The sequence below is a fragment of the Pseudomonas violetae genome (genome assembly GCF_023072615.1).
GTDB lineage: Bacteria > Pseudomonadota > Gammaproteobacteria > Pseudomonadales > Pseudomonadaceae > Aquipseudomonas > Aquipseudomonas violetae.
On record NZ_JAKNRW010000005.1, the window covers coordinates 264,138 to 283,688 of the forward strand.

13 protein-coding genes and 2 riboswitches are annotated in these 19,551 nt (G+C 61.3%); of the genes, 6 read left to right on the forward strand and 7 right to left on the reverse strand.

From position 1 onward, the window contains the following. Nucleotides 1–86 precede the first annotated feature (86 nt). Nucleotides 87–1,811, forward strand: a complete 1,725-nt coding sequence (poxB, locus tag L9059_RS09955) for a ubiquinone-dependent pyruvate dehydrogenase (RefSeq protein WP_247290457.1) — start codon at nucleotides 87–89, stop codon at nucleotides 1,809–1,811. A 127-nt stretch (nucleotides 1,812–1,938) separates the two neighbouring features. Here poxB and L9059_RS09960 read toward each other — a convergent pair whose 3' ends face one another. From L9059_RS09960 to cobW, 4 genes are all read right to left on the reverse strand, one after another. Then, the gene (locus tag L9059_RS09960; RefSeq protein ID WP_282615416.1) at nucleotides 1,939–2,622 is read right to left on the reverse strand and encodes a vWA domain-containing protein; all 684 of its coding nucleotides are present in this window, start codon (nucleotides 2,620–2,622) and stop codon (nucleotides 1,939–1,941) included. Further along, on the reverse strand, nucleotides 2,604–3,602 hold the full coding sequence (locus tag L9059_RS09965; RefSeq protein WP_247290461.1) for a magnesium chelatase ATPase subunit I: 999 nt from the start codon (nucleotides 3,600–3,602) through the stop codon (nucleotides 2,604–2,606). Before L9059_RS09965 ends, L9059_RS09960 begins: the two co-directional genes overlap by 19 nt. Before the next feature lie 92 nt (nucleotides 3,603–3,694). After that, nucleotides 3,695–7,534 (reverse strand): cobaltochelatase subunit CobN, encoded by a 3,840-nt coding sequence (cobN, locus tag L9059_RS09970; RefSeq protein ID WP_247290463.1) that lies wholly within the window; start codon nucleotides 7,532–7,534, stop codon nucleotides 3,695–3,697. A 3-nt stretch (nucleotides 7,535–7,537) separates the two neighbouring features. After that, nucleotides 7,538–8,599 carry a cobalamin biosynthesis protein CobW gene (gene cobW, locus L9059_RS09975; RefSeq protein WP_282615406.1) on the reverse strand — a complete coding sequence of 354 codons (1,062 nt, stop codon included), beginning with the start codon at nucleotides 8,597–8,599 and terminating at the stop codon, nucleotides 7,538–7,540. 100 nt (nucleotides 8,600–8,699) lie between these two features. Further along, nucleotides 8,700–8,913: riboswitch (cobalamin riboswitch) on the reverse strand. Between the two features lie 85 nt (nucleotides 8,914–8,998). Beyond that, nucleotides 8,999–9,227: riboswitch (cobalamin riboswitch) on the forward strand. 120 nt (nucleotides 9,228–9,347) lie between these two features. On the opposite strand from cobW, the gene L9059_RS09980 reads away from it, so the two are divergent. The 4 genes from L9059_RS09980 (at nucleotide 9,348) to cobM (ending at nucleotide 11,496) form a co-directional block, all read left to right on the forward strand. Continuing rightward, nucleotides 9,348–9,539, forward strand: coding sequence for a CbtB domain-containing protein (locus L9059_RS09980; RefSeq protein ID WP_247290465.1), 192 nt, complete (start codon nucleotides 9,348–9,350; stop codon nucleotides 9,537–9,539). An 11-nt stretch (nucleotides 9,540–9,550) separates the two neighbouring features. Continuing rightward, on the forward strand, nucleotides 9,551–10,258 hold the full coding sequence (locus tag L9059_RS09985) for a CbtA family protein (protein WP_247290467.1): 708 nt from the start codon (nucleotides 9,551–9,553) through the stop codon (nucleotides 10,256–10,258). After that, entirely contained in the window at nucleotides 10,255–10,668 is a 414-nt protein-coding gene (locus L9059_RS09990; RefSeq protein ID WP_247290469.1) for a cobalamin biosynthesis protein, read from the forward strand. Before L9059_RS09985 ends, L9059_RS09990 begins: the two co-directional genes overlap by 4 nt. A gap of 81 nt (nucleotides 10,669–10,749) precedes the next feature. Further along, nucleotides 10,750–11,496 carry a precorrin-4 C(11)-methyltransferase gene (cobM, locus tag L9059_RS09995; RefSeq protein ID WP_247290470.1) on the forward strand — a complete coding sequence of 249 codons (747 nt, stop codon included), beginning with the start codon at nucleotides 10,750–10,752 and terminating at the stop codon, nucleotides 11,494–11,496. 100 nt (nucleotides 11,497–11,596) lie between these two features. On the opposite strand, the gene nfuA is transcribed toward cobM, so the two are convergent. The 3 genes from nfuA to L9059_RS10010 all read right to left on the reverse strand — a co-directional run bounded on the left by nfuA (nucleotide 11,597) and on the right by L9059_RS10010 (nucleotide 15,669). Beyond that, nucleotides 11,597–12,181 carry a Fe-S biogenesis protein NfuA gene (gene nfuA / locus L9059_RS10000; protein ID WP_017339169.1) on the reverse strand — a complete coding sequence of 195 codons (585 nt, stop codon included), beginning with the start codon at nucleotides 12,179–12,181 and terminating at the stop codon, nucleotides 11,597–11,599. Nucleotides 12,182–12,238: 57 nt separating this feature from the next. Then, on the reverse strand, nucleotides 12,239–13,273 hold the full coding sequence (locus L9059_RS10005; RefSeq protein ID WP_247290471.1) for an acyltransferase family protein: 1,035 nt from the start codon (nucleotides 13,271–13,273) through the stop codon (nucleotides 12,239–12,241). 98 nt (nucleotides 13,274–13,371) lie between these two features. Further along, nucleotides 13,372–15,669: a fatty acid cis/trans isomerase gene (locus L9059_RS10010; RefSeq protein ID WP_247290472.1), complete on the reverse strand. Its 2,298-nt coding sequence runs from the start codon at nucleotides 15,667–15,669 to the stop codon at nucleotides 13,372–13,374. Between the two features lie 155 nt (nucleotides 15,670–15,824). Between L9059_RS10010 and metH the strand changes: the two genes are divergently transcribed. Next, nucleotides 15,825–19,535: a methionine synthase gene (gene metH, locus L9059_RS10015; RefSeq protein ID WP_247290473.1), complete on the forward strand. Its 3,711-nt coding sequence runs from the start codon at nucleotides 15,825–15,827 to the stop codon at nucleotides 19,533–19,535. Nucleotides 19,536–19,551: the final 16 nt, after the last annotated feature.

The following is a 19,551-nucleotide window of genomic DNA, read 5'->3' on the forward strand; positions in this document are numbered from 1 at the left end:
AGTCATGACCGGCATTGAGTTGTCCTCTTTTAACCCCGAGGACAACTCATCGATCGATCGATCGATCTCATAGAATGGAGTACCCCATGGCGAAAATCACCATTGCCCAGCAACTGGCCACGACCCTTGAACAGGCCGGGGTCAAGCGCATATGGGGCCTGACAGGCGACAGCCTCAACGGCCTGACTGACGCACTGCGCACCATGGACAGTATCGAGTGGATGCATGTGCGCCATGAAGAGGTCGCCGCCTTCGCTGCCGGCGCTGACGCTGCAGTCACTGGCCAACTGGCGGTGTGCGCCGGCAGTTGTGGGCCGGGCAACTTGCATTTGATCAACGGTCTGTTCGATTGCCACAGGAACCATGTGCCGGTGCTGGCGATTGCCGCGCAGATACCCTCGTCGGAAGTCGGCCTGAATTACTTTCAGGAAACCCATCCGCAGGAACTGTTCAAGGAGTGCAGTCACTTCGTCGAATTGGTGAGTAACCCGGCCCAAATGCCCCAGGTGCTGCATCGGGCGATGCGCAGTGCAATCCTCAACCGCGGCGTGGCGGTGGTGGTCATTCCCGGCGACGTGGCTCTGCAGGAAGTTGAGGACAACTTGAAGGCCTGGCCTGCGCTCGCCAAACCTCGAATCTTGCCGGCGCCCCATGACCTTGATCGACTGGTCGAGCTATTGAGCCAAAGCAAGGCTGTGACCCTGATGTGCGGTGCCGGCTGCGCGGGCGCCCATGATCAGGTGGTGGCGTTGGCCGATGCCCTCGGCGCGCCGGTGGTGCACGCATTGCGCGGCAAGGAACACCTGGAATGGGACAATCCGTTCGACGTGGGCATGACCGGCTTGATCGGCTTCAGCTCCGGTTACCACGCCATGCTCAACTGTGACACCTTGGTGATGCTCGGCACCGACTTCCCCTATCGCCAGTTCTATCCCACCGACGCCACCATCATCCAGATCGACCATGATCCGCAAGCCCTAGGGCGGCGCACGACCCTGGACCTGGGCATCGTCGCTGACGTCAGTGAGGCCCTTGCGGCCGTGTTGCCGCGCCTGCCCTATCGCGCCGATCGAAGCTTCCTGGAGGCGTCACTTAAACACTACGAAAAAGCCCGCCAGGGCCTGGATGACTTGGCCCAGCCGTCGGCACCGGGCCGCCCGATCCACCCGCAGTATCTCACCCGTCTGCTCAGTGAACTGGCGGATGAAGATGCGATCTTCACGGCCGACGTCGGCACGCCAACGGTGTGGGCCGCTCGCTATCTGAAGATGAATGGCAAACGACGCCTGCTCGGTTCGTTCAGCCACGGTTCAATGGCTAATGCGATGCCGCAAGCGATCGGCGCCCAGGCAGCCTTCCCTGACCGCCAGGTGATTTCCCTTTCCGGTGATGGTGGTTTCAGCATGCTGATGGGGGATTTCATTTCCCTGGCGCAGCTCAGGTTGCCGGTGAAAATCATCGTTTATGACAACGCCTCCCTGGGTTTCGTTGCCATGGAAATGAAGTCCAGCGGTCTGCTGGATACTGGCACTGACCTGCATAATCCGGATTTTGCGGCGATGGCCAATGCGATGGGGATCCTCGGGATCCGCGTCGATGCCAGCGAAGATCTGGGCGCGGCATTGCGCCGGGCGCTGGCGCATGACGGGCCGGTGCTGGTGGACGTGGTGACCGCGACGCAGGAGCTCGCAATGCCGCCGACCATCAAGCTGGAACAGGCCAAGGGCTTCAGTCTGTATATGCTCAAGGCGGTAATGAGTGGGCGTGGGGATGAGGTGATCGAGTTAGCGCGGACTAATTTGTTTCGTTGAAGGCGCTGCCCCATGAGGCCACGGTTAGCACAGCCCCCTGTAGCCAGCTTGCTGGCGATGGTGGTAAACGCTAACGCGGGGCTGCGATTGTTCGCAAAGATCGCAGCCGCGTTTCTCCCGGCGGCTTCTACACGGGAATCAGTTCGTCTATGTGGCGATAGTCGATTTGCAGATCTGCCGCCAACAGCTTCGATCGGCCCAGGCGGATTGGGCCGCGCTCAATGTCCACCAGCAGCCCAGGGCAAGCAAGCGCCAGCGCAGGCGCCCCTTCCTTCAACCGTCCATCAGTAACCAGCAACACCTTCTGGCGCTCCGCCGGCAGGCGCTGTTGCCGGGCCGCCAACCAACGGCCCGCCTCTCCCAGTGCTGCCAGCAATGGCGTGCCGCCCCCGGCACCCAACTGATCCAGCCAGGCGTGCAAACTGCTGGAAGCCTTCAAGCCTTGTACCTGCCAAGTCGGGGTCGTACCGCTAGCAGTCAACAGCGCCAACCGCGCACGCTGGCGATAGGCATCATCGAAAAACTGCGCCAGCAATCCCTTGGCATCACTCAATGCCTGGTGACGACGAGTGGAAGCAGAGGCATCGACGATCACCAGCCACAGTTCATGGGGCGAGCGGGTGCGCGCCTGGAACTGCAGATCATCGGGCCGACGCGGTCGCCCATTGAGCAAGGTGCCTGGCCAATTGACCGAACCGTCGAGCGTCACCTTCCGCGGGCCGTGCTTGCCGCTATCGAGGTGTCCGGCGCGGGCTTTGGCATTCGCCCCCGCTTCAGATCGGGGGCGAATGCCTAGGGCTTTTTTGGCCAGCTAGGTACTTCGCGACGGGCGCCTGTAGGCTGTGCCTGGGCGGGCATTTCGCCCCACTGCCCCTGCCCTTCGCTTGTCTGCGAACTTTGGCTTGAGGGGGGCTGGCTGACTTGCGGCGCTGGTGGTGTGTGCTCGCGCCGACGATGGCGTAAGGCGAACTCGGCGACGGCCTCGATATCTTCTTCGCCTATCCCTTGCGCACCCCGCCACGCCGCGTGGGCACGGGCGGCGCGCAACCAGACGAGATCCGCGCGCAAGCCATCCACGCCAGCAGCGAAGCAGCGCTCGGTGATTTTGCCCAACGCCTGGTCGTCCAGGGGGATGCTTGCCAAGACATTCCGAGCCTGCTCGCAACGCTCGCGCAAGGCGTGCTGGGCTGTTTCCCACTCGGCGCAAAACGCCGCTGGATCATGATCAAACCCCAGGCGCCGGCGGATGATTTCGCCTCGCTCGTTCGGTACGGTGTGGCCACCGAGGGCGACGTTCAGGCCAAAACGATCCAGCAGCTGCGGACGCAGTTCACCTTCCTCCGGGTTCATGGTGCCAATCAGGACGAACTTCGCCGAGTGCCGATGGGAAATGCCGTCACGTTCGATCAAGTTGATGCCGCTGGCCGCCACGTCGAGTAACAGGTCTACCAAGTGATCGGGCAGCAGGTTGACTTCATCGACGTACAGCACGCCGCCATCAGCCCTGGCCAGGACCCCAGGAGAAAATCGGGCACGGCCTTCGCTCAGCGCCGCATCGAGATCGAGGGTGCCGACCAGACGTTCTTCTGTAGCACCCAGCGGCAGCGTGACGAACAGACCGCTGGCAAGCAGGTCCGCTAGCCCCCGGGCCAGGGTGGACTTGGCCATGCCGCGTGGGCCTTCGATCAACACACCGCCAATTTTCGGATCGATCGCGGTGAGGCACAGGGCGAGCTTCAGATCGTCGGCGCCGACCACGGCGGATAAGGGGAAGTGCGGGGTTTCAGTCATTAGTAAGTCTCGGTCATGGTCGGCAGGTACATCTAGTACCTCTGGGCGGCACTCTGGATCTGTGGCTCACTCGCACAGGGTTAAAAACAACGTCAATTATCTTCTTCAATATCCAGCAGCAGATTCTCCAGCGCCTCCCGGTACTCGCCGGGCTCTTTCCACATCCCCCGCTGCTGCGCCTCAATCATGCGCTCAGTCATGTCGCGAAGGGCGTGGGGATTGTGCTCGCGCACAAACTCCCGGGTCACCGGGTCCAGCAGGTAAGCATCCGCGAGCAGGGCGTATTGGTGATCATCGATCAACTGCGTGGTGGCGTCGAACGCGAACAGGTTGTCGACGGTTGCCGCCAGTTCGAACGCGCCTTTATAACCGTGGCGCTTCACCCCGTCGATCCACTTGGGATTGGCCGCGCGGGAGCGAATCACCCGATTGAGTTCTTCCTTGAGCGTGCGGATTTTCGGCAGATCGGGCTGGCTGTGATCGCCATGATAACTGGCCGCCGCTGCACCGCTGAGGCTCTCGACGGCTGCGAGCATGCCACCCTGGAACTGATAATAGTCGTTGGAGTCAAGCAAGTCGTGCTCACGGTTGTCCTGGTTTTGCAGTACGGCCTGAACCTGGCTGAGACGCTGGGCAAATTGTTCCCGGGCGGCCGTTCCTTCGTCCGAGCCGCCATAGGCATAGCCACCCCAGTTCAGGTAAACCTCGGCCAGGTCTTCGCGGCTTTGCCACAAGCGACCGTCGATGGCGCCCTGCACGCCGGCACCATAGGCCCCCGGTTTCGCACCAAAAATGCGCCAGCCGGCCTGGCGGCGCGCAGCCTCCTGGTCGAGCCCCGCTAACAACAACGCCTCCCGCTCGGCACGCACCTTGGCTGCCAGGGGATTGAGGTCATCGGGTTCGTCAAGTTCAGCGACCGCTTGCACGGCAGCATCGAACAGACGGATCAGATTCGCGAACGCGTCGCGGAAGAATCCGGACACCCGCAACGTCACGTCCACCCGTGGGCGGTCCAGCAGGCTCACTGGCAGGATTTCAAAGTCATCAACCCGCTGGCTGCCAGTGGCCCACACCGGTCGCACGCCCAGCAATGCCATCGCCTGGGCGATATCGTCGCCACCGGTGCGCATGGTTGCGGTGCCCCAGACCGACAGGCCGATCTGGCGCAGGTGATCGCCATGGTCTTGCAGGTGGCGTTCAAGGATCAGGTTGGCCGACTGGAAGCCGATACGCCAGGCAGTAGTGGTCGGTAGATTGCGCACGTCCACCGAGTAGAAGTTGCGGCCGGTGGGCAGCACGTCCAGGCGTCCGCGGCTGGGCGCACCGCTTGGGCCTGCAGGGACGAAACGGCCGTTCAGCGCATCGAGCAGACCACGCATCTCTGCCGGGCCGCAGGCGTCCAGGCGGGGGGCGACTACTTCGCGCAGATGGTCGAGGATGGCCCACACTTGCGCCCAGTTTTCACCTTGTGGGAGTGAGCCTGCTTGCGATGGCGGTGGGTCAATGGACAGCCATGTTGAATGATCGACTGCATCGCGAGCAGGCTCGCTCCCACAGGTGGCTTGCGCGATCAGTTGCGTGGCGAACAGCTCAAGGCGCTCGCGGGTGTCGCCCGCCGTGCGCCAGGCGTCATCATTGAGTGATTGCAGTTCCATGGGGCGAAGCCCGGTCCACGGCTCGGCCAGCTCACAATCCAAGGGATCGAAACCCAACTCAAACGCCTTCGCCAGCGCCCGCAACACACTCGACTGGGCGCCACGTCCATCGCCACGGGGAATACGCAGCAACGCCAGCAAAGTGTCGATGCGCAACCGCCCGCTGGGCGACTCACCGAAGATATGCAGACCGTCGCGGATCTGCGATTCCTTCAGATCACACAGATAAGTATCCAGGCGCGGCAACCAGATTGCCGCGTCGGCATCACTGTCCAACTGTTCGTCCAGCTGCAGTTCGCGGTCGATGTGGCTGTCGCGCACCAATTGCAGAATGTCGCGCTGCAGCTCCCGCGCTCGACGCGGATCCAGCAACTGCGCTTCGTAGTACTCGTCGGCGAGCAGTTCCAGGTCGCGCAGCGGGCCGTAGGTTTCGGCGCGGGTCAGCGGTGGCATCAAGTGATCGATGATCACAGCCTGTGTGCGACGCTTGGCCTGCGCGCCCTCGCCCGGGTCGTTGACGATGAAGGGATAGATGTTCGGCAACGGCCCGAGCAGCGCATCCGGCCAGCAGTGCTGCGACAGCCCGACGCCTTTGCCCGGAAGCCATTCGAGGTTGCCGTGCTTGCCGACGTGAATCACGCCGTGGGCGCCGTAGGTGTTGCGCAACCAGAAATAGAACGCGAGGTAGCCGTGAGGCGGCACCAGGTCCGGGTCGTGATACACCGCGCTCGGATCAACCTGATATCCCCGTGCCGGTTGAATGCCGACAAACGTCAGGCCCAAACGCAGACCGGCGATCATCATCCGGCCGCTGCGGAACATCGGATCATGTTCAGGTGCGCCCCAACGCGCCAGCACGGCCTGGCGGTTGGCCTCAGGCAGCGCGTTGAACATCGCCAGATAGTCCTCCAGCCCAAGGCTTTGCTGGCACGGACGTTGATCGATAGTGTCAAGGTCATTGCTGACACCGCCGAGCAGTAGCTGGATCAGCGCGGTTCCGCTCTGCGGTAGTTCAGCCGGCAGCGGATAACCTTCCTGGCGTAGTGCTCGCAGGATATTCAGCGCCGCCGCTGGTGTATCGAGCCCGACTCCATTGCCGATGCGTCCGTCGCGGGTCGGGTAGTTGGCGAGAATCAGCGCGATGTGTTTTTCGGCATTGGGCACCCGCGCCAGATCGGTCCAGCGCCGCGCCAGTTCGGCGACGAAATCCATACGATCAGGTTGCGCGCGATAGCACACCACGTCCGACTGGCTGCGCTCGCTGCGCCACGCCAGGTCCTTAAAGCTGATCGGTCGGCTGATGATCCGTCCGTCCAGCTCCGGTAGCGCAATATGCATGGCCAGGTCTCGTGGCCCGAGGCCCTGCTCGCTGGCTTGCCAACCGGCCTCGTTGTCCTGGGCGCAGATCGCCTGGATCACCGGTATGTCGCGACGGAACGGCCGGATATGGGGTGTCTCAGGGCTCGATTGAGCAAAGCCGGTCGTGTTGAGAATCACCGAGGCGCCGACTTCGTCCAGCCAGTCCTCGACCACCGACAGGCAGCCGGGCTCTTTCAGGCTGGCCACCGCGATCGGCAACGGGTTCAACCCCGCCGCCTGCAGCCGCTGGCAGAAAATATCAATGAACCCGGTGTTCGCCGCCTGCAAGTGCGAACGGTAAAACAACACCGCCGCCACGGGTTGCCCGGCCTGCCAGTCGGCTTGCCAATCACCTGGGGCAGCGGGACTTATGCGCGGATGGTAGATCACCGTGCGCGGCAAAGCCTGCGGCTCGGCCCAAGGATATTCGCGCCCCAGCCAGCGACTGGCAAGGCAGCGAAAGAAATCCAGGGCATTGCCCAGACCGCCCTGACGCAGAAACTGCCAGAGGCGGTCGCGGTCTTCGGCGCCCACAGTACTGAGGTCGCTGAGTTCCGGGTCCGGACGATCATCGCCTGGCACCAGAATCAATTGCACGCCGTGTTCGGACAATTGCACCAAGCGCTCGACGCCATAACGCCAGTAGGCGATGCCGCCGTGCAGCGAGATCAGAATTACCTTGGCGTGGCGCAGCACCTCATCGACATACAGGTCGACCGAGGCATGATTCTGCACCTGCATCGGGTTGGCCAGGCGCACGCTTGGGTAGTCGTCGGGCAGCTGCTGCGCCGCTTCGGCGAGCAGCGCCAGGCTGGAGTCGCCGCTGCACAGGATCACCAGTTCGGCGGGTGTCTGTCCAAGGTCGGCAATATTGTCATCCGAAACGAAACCGCCGGGCTGGGTCCTTAGCAGGTGCATGGCTTATACGCAGAGCGCAGCGCGCAGTTGTGCTTCGAGTTGCGCGGCGTCCAGCTCCTGGCCAATCAGCACCATGCGCGTGGTGCGCGTTTCCTCGGCACCCCAAGGGCGGTCGAAATGCTTGTCGAAACGCGTGCCCACGCCCTGGATCAGCAGGCGCATCGGTTTGTTCGGGATAGCGGCGAAACCCTTGACGCGCAGGATGCCATGCTTGACCACGAGCTGGGTCAGAGCGTCCAGTAGCAGGCTCTCATCCGCCTGGGGCAGTTCGATGGAAATGGAATCGAAGGCGTCGTGATCGTGATCGTCCTCACCTTCGTGGTGGTGATCATGATGGCTGTGGCGGCTGTCAATGTGCTCTTCGGAACCGGCACCCAGGCCAATCAGCACGTCCAGTGGCACGCGACCGCTGCTGGCTTCAATAACCTTGACCGCCGGCGGCAACTCCTCGGCGACTTCCAGGCGCACCCGAGCCAGGTCTTCCGGGCTAATCAGGTCGGCTTTATTGAGAATCACCAGATCGGCGCTCGCCAACTGGTCGGCGAACAGTTCGTGCAGTGGCGATTCGTGATCCAGGTTCGGGTCGAGTTTGCGCTGGGCGTCGACCTGATCAGGGAACGCGGCAAAAGTGCCCGCCGCTACAGCCGGACTATCGACCACGGTGATGACGGCATCAACGGTGCAGGCGCTGCGGATTTCCGGCCATTGGAAGGCTTGCACCAGGGGCTTGGGGAGGGCCAGTCCGGAGGTTTCGATCAGGATGTGGTCGAGGTCGCCACGACGGGCCACCAGCTCGCGCATCACCGGGAAAAATTCTTCCTGGACTGTGCAGCACAGGCATCCGTTGGCCAGTTCATAGACTCGGCCGCTGGCTTCTTCTTCAGTGCAACCGATGGAGCACTGCTTGAGTATTTCGCCATCGATGCCCAGCTCGCCAAATTCGTTGACGATGACCGCAATGCGCCGGCCCTGGGCGTTGTCGAGCATGTGCCGCAGCAAGGTAGTCTTGCCCGAGCCGAGGAAGCCCGTGACGATGGTGACGGGAAGTTTGGCCAGTGTTTTCATCGGATGCCCTTTGGCAAGGTGGCGGGCATACGGGACGACAATCGCTGCGACAGGTGCGCGCGCGGGAGAGTTCGCCACCGGATCACCCCGCCCGGTTGTAGTGAGAATCTGTATCGAGGCAGGTCTCCTGGCTGACGGCGTGCCGGGCTTAGAGCCTGGCATTCGCTGCGCCTTCCCGTTAACCCAGAGTGCAGGGCTTGCAGTGGCATGGCAGCGAACATCACCGTTCACAGTTGCGGGGGCAGCCGCGGCTTTGACCGCGTTCCCTTCTTAGCTTCGGCCAACGCCGAAGAACCTCGAAAGCGCAAGGCTACGCATGGTATCGGGGCGGGTCAATCATTGAGCTTCGTGCCAGTTGAGAACCCTTGCCAATTGACGTCAAACCCCCACCCATGCTCTCCTACGCAACTTGTTACGGGTGCCCTTCACAGGGTGAAACGGGAAACCGGTGAATCATGTGCTTTACTCAAGCCCATGTCAGTCCGGTGCTGCCCCCGCAACGGTAAGCGAGCGAAGCGTCAGATCCACTGTGCCAGCAGTACGGCATGGGAAGGCGACTCTTGCAGGTGAAGGCGTAAGCCCCGCACCCCTCGCGAGCCCGGAGACCGGCCCGCAACACATGGCGAACATCAGGTTCGCTGACTAACAAACCCGCGGTGGGCGGGCGCTGTTTGAGCTTCTGCTTGCCCGTCTCGCAGGGGTTTACCATGCGCTCCATTACCCCGCTGACAGACCAGAGGGAAGCGCCATGTCGACCATCAGTACCACCGGTAGCCGTACCGCCAGCAGCACCACTACCCTGACTCAACGCCTGACCGCCGCCGCTTTTGCGTCGATCCTGGGTGCCGGCCTGGTATATTTCGCCGGCTTCTCGCACATTGAGGCAGTGCACAACGCCGCGCACGATACCCGTCACAGTTCCGCGTTCCCGTGCCACTGAGACCTGCCCAGATGATCAAGCGTATAGCGCAAACCGCAGGTTTCACCGGGTTGCTGGCCGCCCTGCTGCTGACCCTGCTGCAAAGCTTCTGGGTCTCTCCGCTGATTCTGCAGGCGGAAAGCTACGAAAAATTCGAACCTGCCACGGTTGAAATCCACGAACACGCAGCCGGCGCTGCCGCGGCGCACAGCCACGACGCCGAGGCCTGGGAACCGGAAGACGGCTGGCAGCGCCTGTTGTCGACCACTGGCGGCAACCTGGTGATAGCCGTGGGTTTCGCCCTGATGCTTGCAGGCCTCTACACCCTGCGCGCGCCGACCCGCACTTCGCAGGGCCTGCTCTGGGGCCTGGCTGGCTACGCGACCTTCGTCCTGGCACCCACCCTTGGCCTGCCACCTGAATTGCCGGGCACTGCCGCTGCCGACCTGACTCAACGGCAAATATGGTGGATTGGCACAGCCGCTTCCACAGCCGTCGGCATTGCCTTGATTGTCTTCAGCCGCCAATGGCTGATGAAAGTCCTTGGCGTGGCGATCCTGGTGGTGCCGCACGTTATCGGAGCACCGCAACCGCCAGTGCATTCGATGCTCGCGCCAGAGGCCCTGGAAACTCAATTCAAAATCGCCTCGCAGTTGACCAACGTGGCGTTCTGGCTGGCACTAGGCCTCATCAGCGCCTGGTTGTTCCGCCGAAAAAGTGCTGGTCAATACCCAGCATGACGGAAGCCAGCACAGCGCCGACGCTGGTCGTCGGCCTGGGCTGCCAGCGTGGCTGCCCTGTCGGTACATTGCGGGCGCTGCTGGATCAGGCGCTGCAGGCACATCAGATCGAGCTTCAGCAGATCAAGGCCCTTGCCAGCATCGACCTCAAACGTGAAGAGCCTGGCCTGATCGAACTCGGCGAACAGCTTGGGCTTGAGGTGAAGTTTTTCAGCAGTGAGGAACTGGCCAGATACCAAGGCCAACTCAGCCATCACTCAGACATCGCTTTCGAACGTACCGGCTGCTATGGAATCGCTGAAAGTGCCGCCCTCGCCCTGGCCGAATGGCTGGCCCAGACACCGGCGAAACTGTTGATTTCACGACAGAAATACGCGCAGGCCACCCTCGCATTGGCCTGCGCCGTTTAAAATCCCCAATAATCCCATGCCTGATCATGAGCAATCTTCATCTGAAGCCTGCCCATGTCGCCTTTTTCACAGGATACGACGATGACCGTCTACTTCATCGGCGCCGGCCCCGGCGACCCCGAACTGATCACCGTCAAAGGCCAGCGCCTGATTCGCAGTTGCGCAGTCATCATCTATGCGGGCTCGCTGGTGCCCGCCGCCGTGCTGGAAGGCCATCATGCCGAACTGGTGGCCAACAGCGCCGAACTGCACCTGGAGCAGATCATCGAACTGATCAAGGCTGCCCACGCCAAAGGCCAGGATGTGGCGCGGGTGCATTCCGGTGATCCGAGCCTGTATGGTGCCATTGGCGAGCAAATTCGCTACCTGCGCGAACTGGGCATCCCGTTTGTAATCGTGCCAGGGGTGACGGCCACGGCGGCTTGTGCCGCGCTGCTGGGTGCCGAATTGACGCTACCGGACGTTTCCCAGAGCGTTATCCTGACCCGCTACGCCGACAAGACGTCGATGCCGGCCGGTGAAGAACTGGCCAGCCTGGCGCAACATGGGGCGACCATGGCAATCCATCTGGGCGTTAGCCACTTGCAGAAGATCGTGCTCGAATTAATGCCGCATTACGGTGCCGATTGCCCAATCGCGGTGATCCACCGGGCGACTTGGCCGGATCAGGACTGGGTGGTGGGGACATTGGCGAATATTGCCGAGAAGGTTGAAGCGAAGGGTTTTCGGCGTACGGCGTTGATATTGGTGGGCCGGGTATTGGGCAGTGATCAGTTTGGTGAGTCTTCACTGTATCGTGCGGGGCATGCGCATCTGTACAGGCCCTAATATCAAAAGATCGCAGCCTTCGGCAGCTCCTACAGGAGTACGCACTCTCTAGTAGCAACTGCCGAAGGCTGCGATCTTTTTTTCGCAGCGAACACCTTACTCAGTAGTAGGCGTTTTCTTTCTGCGTATGGTCAGTCACATCGCGCACGCCCTTAAGCTCCGGAACACGCTCGAGCAAGGTGCGCTCGATGCCTTCGCGCAAGGTCACGTCTGCCTGGCCGCAACCCTGGCAACCGCCGCCGAACTTGAGCACGGCGATGCCGTCGTCGACTACATCGATCAGGCTAACCTGACCGCCGTGGCTGGCGAGGCCCGGGTTGATCTCGGTCTGCAGGTAATAGTTGATGCGCTCGTTGACCGGGCTGTCGGCGTTAACCATAGGCACCTTGGCATTCGGCGCCTTGATGGTCAGTTGGCCGCCCATACGGTCAGTGGCATAGTCAACTACCGCGTCGTCCAGGAAAGCTTCGCTGAACGAATCGATATAAGCGGTAAAGCTTTTCAGCCCCAGCGCAGTGTCTTCAGGTTTTTCTTCACCCGGCTTGCAGTAGGCAATGCAGGTTTCGGCGTACTGGGTGCCGGGCTGGGTGATAAAGACGCGGATGCCGATTCCCGGGGTGTTCTGCTTGGAGAGCAGATCAGCCAGATAATCGTGGGCGGCGTCAGTGATGGTAATAGCGGTCATGGAAACTCCTCGCAGGCTTGGGCGCAGTTTACGCCAATCAACGCGCGGGACAAAGTCCTAGTATTTTTGTCGGGAAAGCGCTGACGCCGATTCAGTGGCGGGTAGGCCGTCGACGCGCTGTTTAAGCCAGCGATAGCTGGATTGTTCCACCCAGTGGTAGCTGGCCCAGGAGCCCAAGGCGATGGCCAGTACGCACAACACAAACATCAGGTAAGGGTTCACCCCATAGCGTTGTGCGATAAAACCGCCTGCGGACAACACCAGCACGTGCATGAGGTACACCGAGTAGGAACAGTCGCCCAACAGCTTGAGTGTTCGATTGTTTGCAAAGAAACGCTCCAGCGCCATGCACGCCATGACCAACACTGCGCTGGGCAGGCCCCAGACTAGAAATCGCGGTTGCGGTGGCGTGTGGTAGATCATCAGCAACGCGCCGGCTATGCCCACCAGCGGCAGCCACAGCCCCGGGCGGATCCAGCCACGGCGATAAAGCATGCCGATGGCGATGCCCAGCAGGAACTCATAGGCGATGTCCGAACGATAGAACTCGCTGACCCAGCCATACCCCGTCCATGCCCGGCACACCGCGAACAACAGCGCCGCCACCACCAGCAACCTGAATTGCAGGCGAAATAGCAGCGCCCAGGCGAACAAGACGTAGAACAGCATTTCGTAGTTGAGGGTCCAGCCGACATTGAGTGTCGGATAAATACCGTAGCCGCCGGGGTTTTCGGTGGGAACGAACAGCAGGGACAGGAGGAAGTGCGACCAGTCGACGCTCTGATCTGGCAGCAGTGGCTGGGCGAAGACCACCAGCAGCGCCATCAGCAGCGTGTAGAACCAGTAGGCCGGCACGATGCGAAACAGTCGATACAGCAGGAACTTCGCGGGCGGCAGGGATTTGCCTTCGGTGGACAGGAAGATCACCAGGCCGCTGATCACAAAGAAGATATCCACGCCAACCGCGCCCTTGTCGATGAACATCTGGCCAATCGGGCCGCGAGCCTGGAAGTCGAAGAATATCTGCATGAAGTGGTGGCAGACCACCGTCCAGGCGGCCAGGGCGCGTAACGCCTGTACCGAAATCAGCATTGATGGCCCTCCGATCGCCAGTCTGCAAACCACCGTAAATCCCTGGTGGGATCAGTGGTGCCTGTTAGATCGGACAACGCCCCGCCCGCAAAGGTCGATCAAAGATTTTCGTAGCGGTTCATGTCCAGTACGCCCTCTTCCTCCGGCTGAGTTTCGCGCACGTAACGGCTCAAGTCGTGAAAGTATTGCCAGAACTGCGGATGACTGCGGCGGATGCCCCAGCGCTCGATGATGGCCTCCAGGCGATTGGCGTCCTTGGCGTTCTCCATGGCATCAACAAAAGCCGGCACCTCGTCGGCAGGAATATTGAACATGAAGTTCGGATAGCTGCTCAGCACGCCGGGGAAAATGGTCAGCGTATCCAGCCCGGGTTGATAACGCAGGGATTCGCCCAGGAGAAACGCGACGTTGCTGTGGGCGCGATTGCGCAAAAGGCTGTAGACCTCGCGATGACCACTGGCGCTCTGCACGCGCAGCAGGGTTGCTTCCGGCAGTTGGTCAATGACTCTGAGCCCGGCGGCCGGGCGCGAGGTCAGGCGACTCAAGGCTTGTTCGGCGTACTGAAGGTCCGGGTCGATATTGGGGCGCGAGCAATACGCGCCGGCACAGCGGTTGATCGGGTCGGGGCTGGCGTTGAGGTCGCCGTAGCGGGCCAGCAACTGCAAAGCAAAGTCTCGCTTGGGGTCCTTTTCATCGAGCTTGAGTGCGGTTTCCTTGTCGTCGTCGACGGTCTCGTAATCCAGCCACATCTTGATTTTGCCGCTGTTCTGGTACCAGTCGTCGAGGTAGCGCTTCCGGGAATCGGCGGGCATTAGCCGCAGGAAGTTCTGTTCGGCGCCATTGCGGATCAAGTCGAAATACAGGCGAGTCTGGGCCTGGTGCGACACGTTGCCGTACACATCGAAGTTGACCGCCAACTGGTAATAGGTACGCTCCAGCAGCGGATAGTCGAACAGCCACATCGTCTGCGGCACCTCGCCAATCAGACCCTTGTTCACCGAGGTGCTGTCGAAATGGCGGAAGATGCTCAGCAGCGCATTGTCGTTGCCCGCCCACAGGGTTGACCAACTCGGCGCCGGCGCGTCGGCGTAACTATCGCGGCGCAAGGCTTCGTACTCATTACGTTTATTGCGGTAGTCGTGCCAAAGGGTCAGCACGCTGCCGACGTCGTCGTTCTGCCCGGGCATTGCCAACAACGGCGTGGCCTGCCCTCGGTAGTTGGGGTCGATGATGTAGAGGTCGTGCTCCGGGGCCTGGAACAGCGCCCAGAAGTTGTCGCGGATCACGTCGGTAGCAATCTGGCCACGGCACACCGGGCCACGAATGAAGGTGCGCACAAAGTACTCGGCGTTATCGAGCATGAACTGATAACGCGCCTGGACTGGAATCGCTTCAAAGGTGCTGAACGGATTGGCCCGCCGTTGAGGGCCGTAGCCAGGCAAGGCGTCAACCTGCCAGTTGCCGTTGTAGAAAAGACTCTTAACCCGGGCCAGCTTTGCCCCGCTCAGCGGATAGGTAATGTGGGTCTTCTGCACGATCACCCCTTGCACCGGCCACAAGCGGTAATACACCTGGGTGCCTGGATCGTCGTTGGGGCGCCGGGTCTTGATCAGGTCGATGGGCTGGCCGGTCGGAGTCCGCGAGCGTACCCACTGGAAAAAATGCCCGGCCTCGCCATCCTTGAAATAGACGTGGGCAAGAAACCAGTGCTCGAACAGCCAGCGGCCTACCAGGCTTTGCCGGGCGCCCGGGGCATTGAGCAGATTTTCCCATTGCAGCACCTGCAACGCTTCCCTGGCTGAGGGCTGCAGGCCCTGCTCATCAATGGGCGCCCCGGAAGCCAGCCAGCGTTGCAGCGTCTGGTACTGCTGGTCGGTCAGGCCCGTCACTGCCAGGGGCATGCCCTCTTTGGCATGAGCACTGGCGTAGCCGTCGAATTCCCCCGGCATCGCGCACATGTTCGCCCGGTTCAGACCGAGCACGATGTCCTGGGGTAGCTTGGCGTTGGGTTGCAACGGCGCGTTGTGTCCCAGCTCCAGCATCCGCGCCATTAGGGACGCCTGGCTCGCCTGGGCGTCGAGCACTGAATAGAAGCCCTTCTGCTGCCAGGCCTGCTTGCCGAACGCGTCGTGATACAGCCGGGTCGGGGCGGCCGCGCTGCTGCGTTCGCCGTCGTAGACCGGGGTCTTGGTCGCGCCACGTGCTGCGCCCTCGCCGCTGCCCAAGTTCAACTGACAGGCGGCGTCATTGCAGGCGTGGCAGGCCACGCACTTTTCGGTGAAGATCGGCTGAATATCCCGGGTATAGGAAATTACCGGAGCAATGGCCGGCTCCTGCGCCGCAGCGCCCCAGCTCAAACTCAACACCAGCATGCTGATGACGACGCGATACGACATGTCACTGGTCCTGATCATGAGAAAACGCCGCGATTCTACCGGTCCCGCCCCGTCACCAACATGAGCGATATTCATGGAAAACCGGTACATGCTCTAAAAGCGCGCAGGTTTGCTATGATCCCGGCCCTTCGTAATGGTCTTTCCGAGTAGTCCACATGTCCGATCGCAGTGTTCGCCTTCAAGCTCTCAAGCACGCCCTCAAAGAGCGCATCCTGATTCTCGATGGCGGCATGGGCACCATGATCCAGAGCTACAAGCTCGAGGAGCAGGATTACCGTGGTAAACGCTTCGCTGACTGGCCAAGCGACGTCAAGGGCAACAATGACCTGTTGGTGCTAACTCGCCCGGACGTGATCGGTTCGATCGAAAAAGCCTATCTGGATGCCGGCGCCGACATTCTGGAAACCAACACCTTCAACGCGACCCAGGTGTCCCTGGCCGATTACGGCATGCAGGGCCTGGCGTACGAGTTAAACGTAGAAGGTGCACGTCTGGCGCGCAAGGTGGCCGATGCCAAGACTCTGGAAACCCCAGACAAGCCGCGCTTCGTCGCCGGCGTCATCGGGCCGACCAGTCGCACCTGTTCGCTGTCGCCGGACGTGAACAACCCCGGCTACCGCAACGTGACCTTCGATGAACTGGTGGAAAACTACACCGAGGCAGCCAAAGGCCTGATCGAGGGCGGCAGCGACCTGATCCTGATTGAAACCATTTTCGATACCTTGAACGCCAAAGCGGCGATCTTTGCCGTGCAAGGGGTGTTCGAAGAACTGGGCCTCGAACTGCCAATCATGATCTCCGGCACCATTACCGACGCCTCTGGCCGCACCTTGTCGGGCCAGACCACCGAAGCCTTCTGGAACTCCGTGGCCCACGCCAAGCCGATATCGGTTGGCCTGAACTGCGCCCTCGGCGCCAGCGAGCTGCGCCCGTACCTGGAGGAGCTGTCGAACAAGGCAGGCACCCACGTCTCGGCGCACCCGAACGCCGGCCTGCCCAACGAATTCGGCGAGTACGACGAACTGCCAGCGCAAACCGCCAAGGTTATCGAGGAGTTCGCCCAAAGCGGCTTCCTCAACATCGTCGGCGGCTGCTGCGGTACTACCCCGGGCCACATCGAAGCCATCGCCAAGGCGGTGGCTGGCTATGCGCCGCGGCAGATTCCGGACATTCCCAAGGCGTGCCGCCTTTCCGGGCTTGAGCCGTTCACCATTGATCGCAGCTCGCTGTTCGTCAACGTCGGCGAGCGCACCAATATCACCGGCTCGGCAAAGTTCGCCCGCCTGATTCGTGAAGACAACTACACCGAAGCCCTGGAAGTCGCCCTGCAACAGGTCGAGGCTGGCGCCCAGGTGATCGACATCAACATGGACGAAGGGATGCTCGATTCGAAGAAGGCGATGGTGACCTTCCTCAATCTGATTGCCGGTGAACCGGACATCTCCCGCGTCCCAATCATGATCGACTCCTCGAAATGGGAAGTGATCGAGGCCGGCCTGAAATGCATTCAGGGCAAAGGCATCGTCAACTCGATCAGCATGAAAGAAGGCGTCGAGCAGTTCATTCATCACGCCAAACTGTGCAAGCGCTACGGCGCTGCCGTGGTAGTGATGGCCTTCGACGAAGCCGGCCAGGCCGACACCGAAGCGCGCAAAAAGGAAATCTGCAAGCGCTCCTACGATATTCTGGTCAACGAAGTCGGCTTCCCGCCGGAAGACATCATTTTCGACCCGAACATTTTCGCCGTGGCCACCGGCATTGAAGAACACAACAACTACGCGGTGGACTTCATTAACGCCTGCGCTTACATCCGCGACGAACTGCCGTATGCGCTGACGTCGGGTGGTGTGTCCAACGTGTCGTTCTCGTTCCGTGGCAACAACCCGGTGCGCGAGGCCATCCACTCGGTCTTCCTGCTATATGCGATCCGCAACGGCTTGAGCATGGGCATCGTCAACGCCGGCCAGCTGGAGATCTATGACCAGATCCCTGCCGAATTACGTGACGCCGTCGAAGACGTCGTGCTCAACCGTACACCGGAGGGGACCGACGCCCTCCTCGCCATCGCCGACAAGTACAAGGGCGACGGCAGCGTCAAGGAAGCCGAGACCGAAGAGTGGCGCGGCTGGGACGTCAACAAACGCCTGGAACACGCGCTAGTCAAGGGCATTACCACCCACATTGTCGAGGACACCGAAGAGTCGCGCCTGTCGTTCGCCCGCCCGATCGAAGTGATCGAGGGCCCGCTGATGTCCGGCATGAACATCGTGGGTGACCTGTTCGGCGCCGGCAAGATGTTCCTGCCACAAGTGGTGAAATCCGCCCGGGTGATGAAGCAGGCCGTTGCGCACCTGATTCCGTTTATCGAACTGGAAAAAGGCGACAAGCCCGAGGCCAAGGGCAAGATCCTGATGGCCACGGTGAAAGGCGACGTGCATGACATCGGCAAAAACATCGTCGGCGTGGTCCTGGGTTGCAACGGTTATGACATCGTCGATCTGGGGGTTATGGTGCCGGCGGAGAAGATCCTCCAGGTGGCAAAGGAGCAGAAGTGCGACATCATTGGCCTGTCCGGCTTGATCACCCCGTCGCTGGACGAGATGGTCCACGTGGCCCGAGAGATGCAGCGCCAGGACTTCCACCTGCCGCTGATGATCGGTGGTGCGACCACCTCCAAAGCGCACACGGCGGTGAAGATCGAGCCCAAGTACAGCAATGACGCAGTGATCTACGTCACCGACGCCTCCCGCGCCGTGGGCGTGGCGACCCAGTTGTTGTCCAAGGAGCTGAAACCGGCTTTTGTCGAGAAGACCCGCCAGGACTATGTCGAGGTACGCGAGCGAACAGCCAATCGCAGTGCCCGCACCGAACGCCTGAGCTACCCCGCAGCGATTGCCAAGAAGCCGCAGTTCGACTGGAGTACCTATACGCCGGTCAAGCCGACGTTCACCGGGGCTCGGGTACTGGACAATATCGACTTGAAGGTACTGGCCGAATACATCGACTGGACTCCGTTCTTCATTTCCTGGGACCTGGCCGGCAAGTTTCCACGCATCCTTACCGACGAAGTAGTCGGTGAGGCTGCTACCTCGCTTTACGCTGATGCCCGGGAGATGCTGGACAAGCTGATCAACGAAAAACTGATCAGTGCCCGTGCGGTGTTTGGTTTCTGGCCGGCCAATCAGGTACGCGATGACGACATCGAAGTCTACGGCGATGACGGCAAACCATTGGCCAAGCTGCATCACTTGCGCCAGCAGATCATCAAGACTGACGGCAAGCCGAACTTCTCCCTGGCCGACTTTGTCGCCCCCAAGGACAGTGAGATCACCGACTACGTCGGCGGATTCATCACCACGGCCGGCATTGGCGCCGAAGAAGTGGCCAAGGCGTATCAGGACGCCGGTGACGATTACAACTCGATCATGGTCAAGGCCCTGGCCGACCGCCTGGCGGAGGCCTGCGCCGAGTGGCTGCACCAACAGGTGCGCAAGGATTATTGGGGTTATGCCAAGGACGAGACCCTCGACAATGAGGCGTTGATCAAGGAGCAATACACCGGCATCCGCCCTGCTCCGGGCTATCCGGCGTGCCCTGATCACACGGAGAAAAGCACACTGTTTACCCTGCTCGATCCGCAAGCCAGCGAGATGCACGCCGGTCGCAGTGGCGTGTTCCTCACCGAGCACTACGCAATGTTCCCCGCCGCCGCCGTCAGCGGCTGGTACTTCGCCCATCCGCAGGCGCAGTATTTTGCAGTGGGCAAGATTGACAAGGACCAGGTGCAGAGTTACACCTCACGTAAAGGCCAGGAACTCAGCGTGACCGAGCGCTGGCTGGCACCGAACCTGGGTTATGACAACTGATTGACTGCAAGCCCCG

Excerpts from the sequence above, each read along its gene's own strand:
- poxB (WP_247290457.1), top strand. The coding sequence starts at position 87 with ATGGCGAAAATCACCATTGCCCAGCAACTGGCCACGACCCTTGAACAG.
- L9059_RS09965 (WP_247290461.1), bottom strand. The coding sequence starts at position 3,602 with ATGACTGAAACCCCGCACTTCCCCTTATCCGCCGTGGTCGGCGCCGAC.
- cobN (WP_247290463.1), bottom strand. The coding sequence starts at position 7,534 with ATGCACCTGCTAAGGACCCAGCCCGGCGGTTTCGTTTCGGATGACAAT.
- cobW (WP_282615406.1), bottom strand. The coding sequence starts at position 8,599 with ATGAAAACACTGGCCAAACTTCCCGTCACCATCGTCACGGGCTTCCTC.
- L9059_RS09980 (WP_247290465.1), top strand. The coding sequence starts at position 9,348 with ATGTCGACCATCAGTACCACCGGTAGCCGTACCGCCAGCAGCACCACT.
- L9059_RS09985 (WP_247290467.1), top strand. The coding sequence starts at position 9,551 with ATGATCAAGCGTATAGCGCAAACCGCAGGTTTCACCGGGTTGCTGGCC.
- L9059_RS09990 (WP_247290469.1), top strand. The coding sequence starts at position 10,255 with ATGACGGAAGCCAGCACAGCGCCGACGCTGGTCGTCGGCCTGGGCTGC.
- cobM (WP_247290470.1), top strand. The coding sequence starts at position 10,750 with ATGACCGTCTACTTCATCGGCGCCGGCCCCGGCGACCCCGAACTGATC.
- nfuA (WP_017339169.1), bottom strand. The coding sequence starts at position 12,181 with ATGACCGCTATTACCATCACTGACGCCGCCCACGATTATCTGGCTGAT.
- L9059_RS10005 (WP_247290471.1), bottom strand. The coding sequence starts at position 13,273 with ATGCTGATTTCGGTACAGGCGTTACGCGCCCTGGCCGCCTGGACGGTG.
- L9059_RS10010 (WP_247290472.1), bottom strand. The coding sequence starts at position 15,669 with ATGTCGTATCGCGTCGTCATCAGCATGCTGGTGTTGAGTTTGAGCTGG.
- metH (WP_247290473.1), top strand. The coding sequence starts at position 15,825 with ATGTCCGATCGCAGTGTTCGCCTTCAAGCTCTCAAGCACGCCCTCAAA.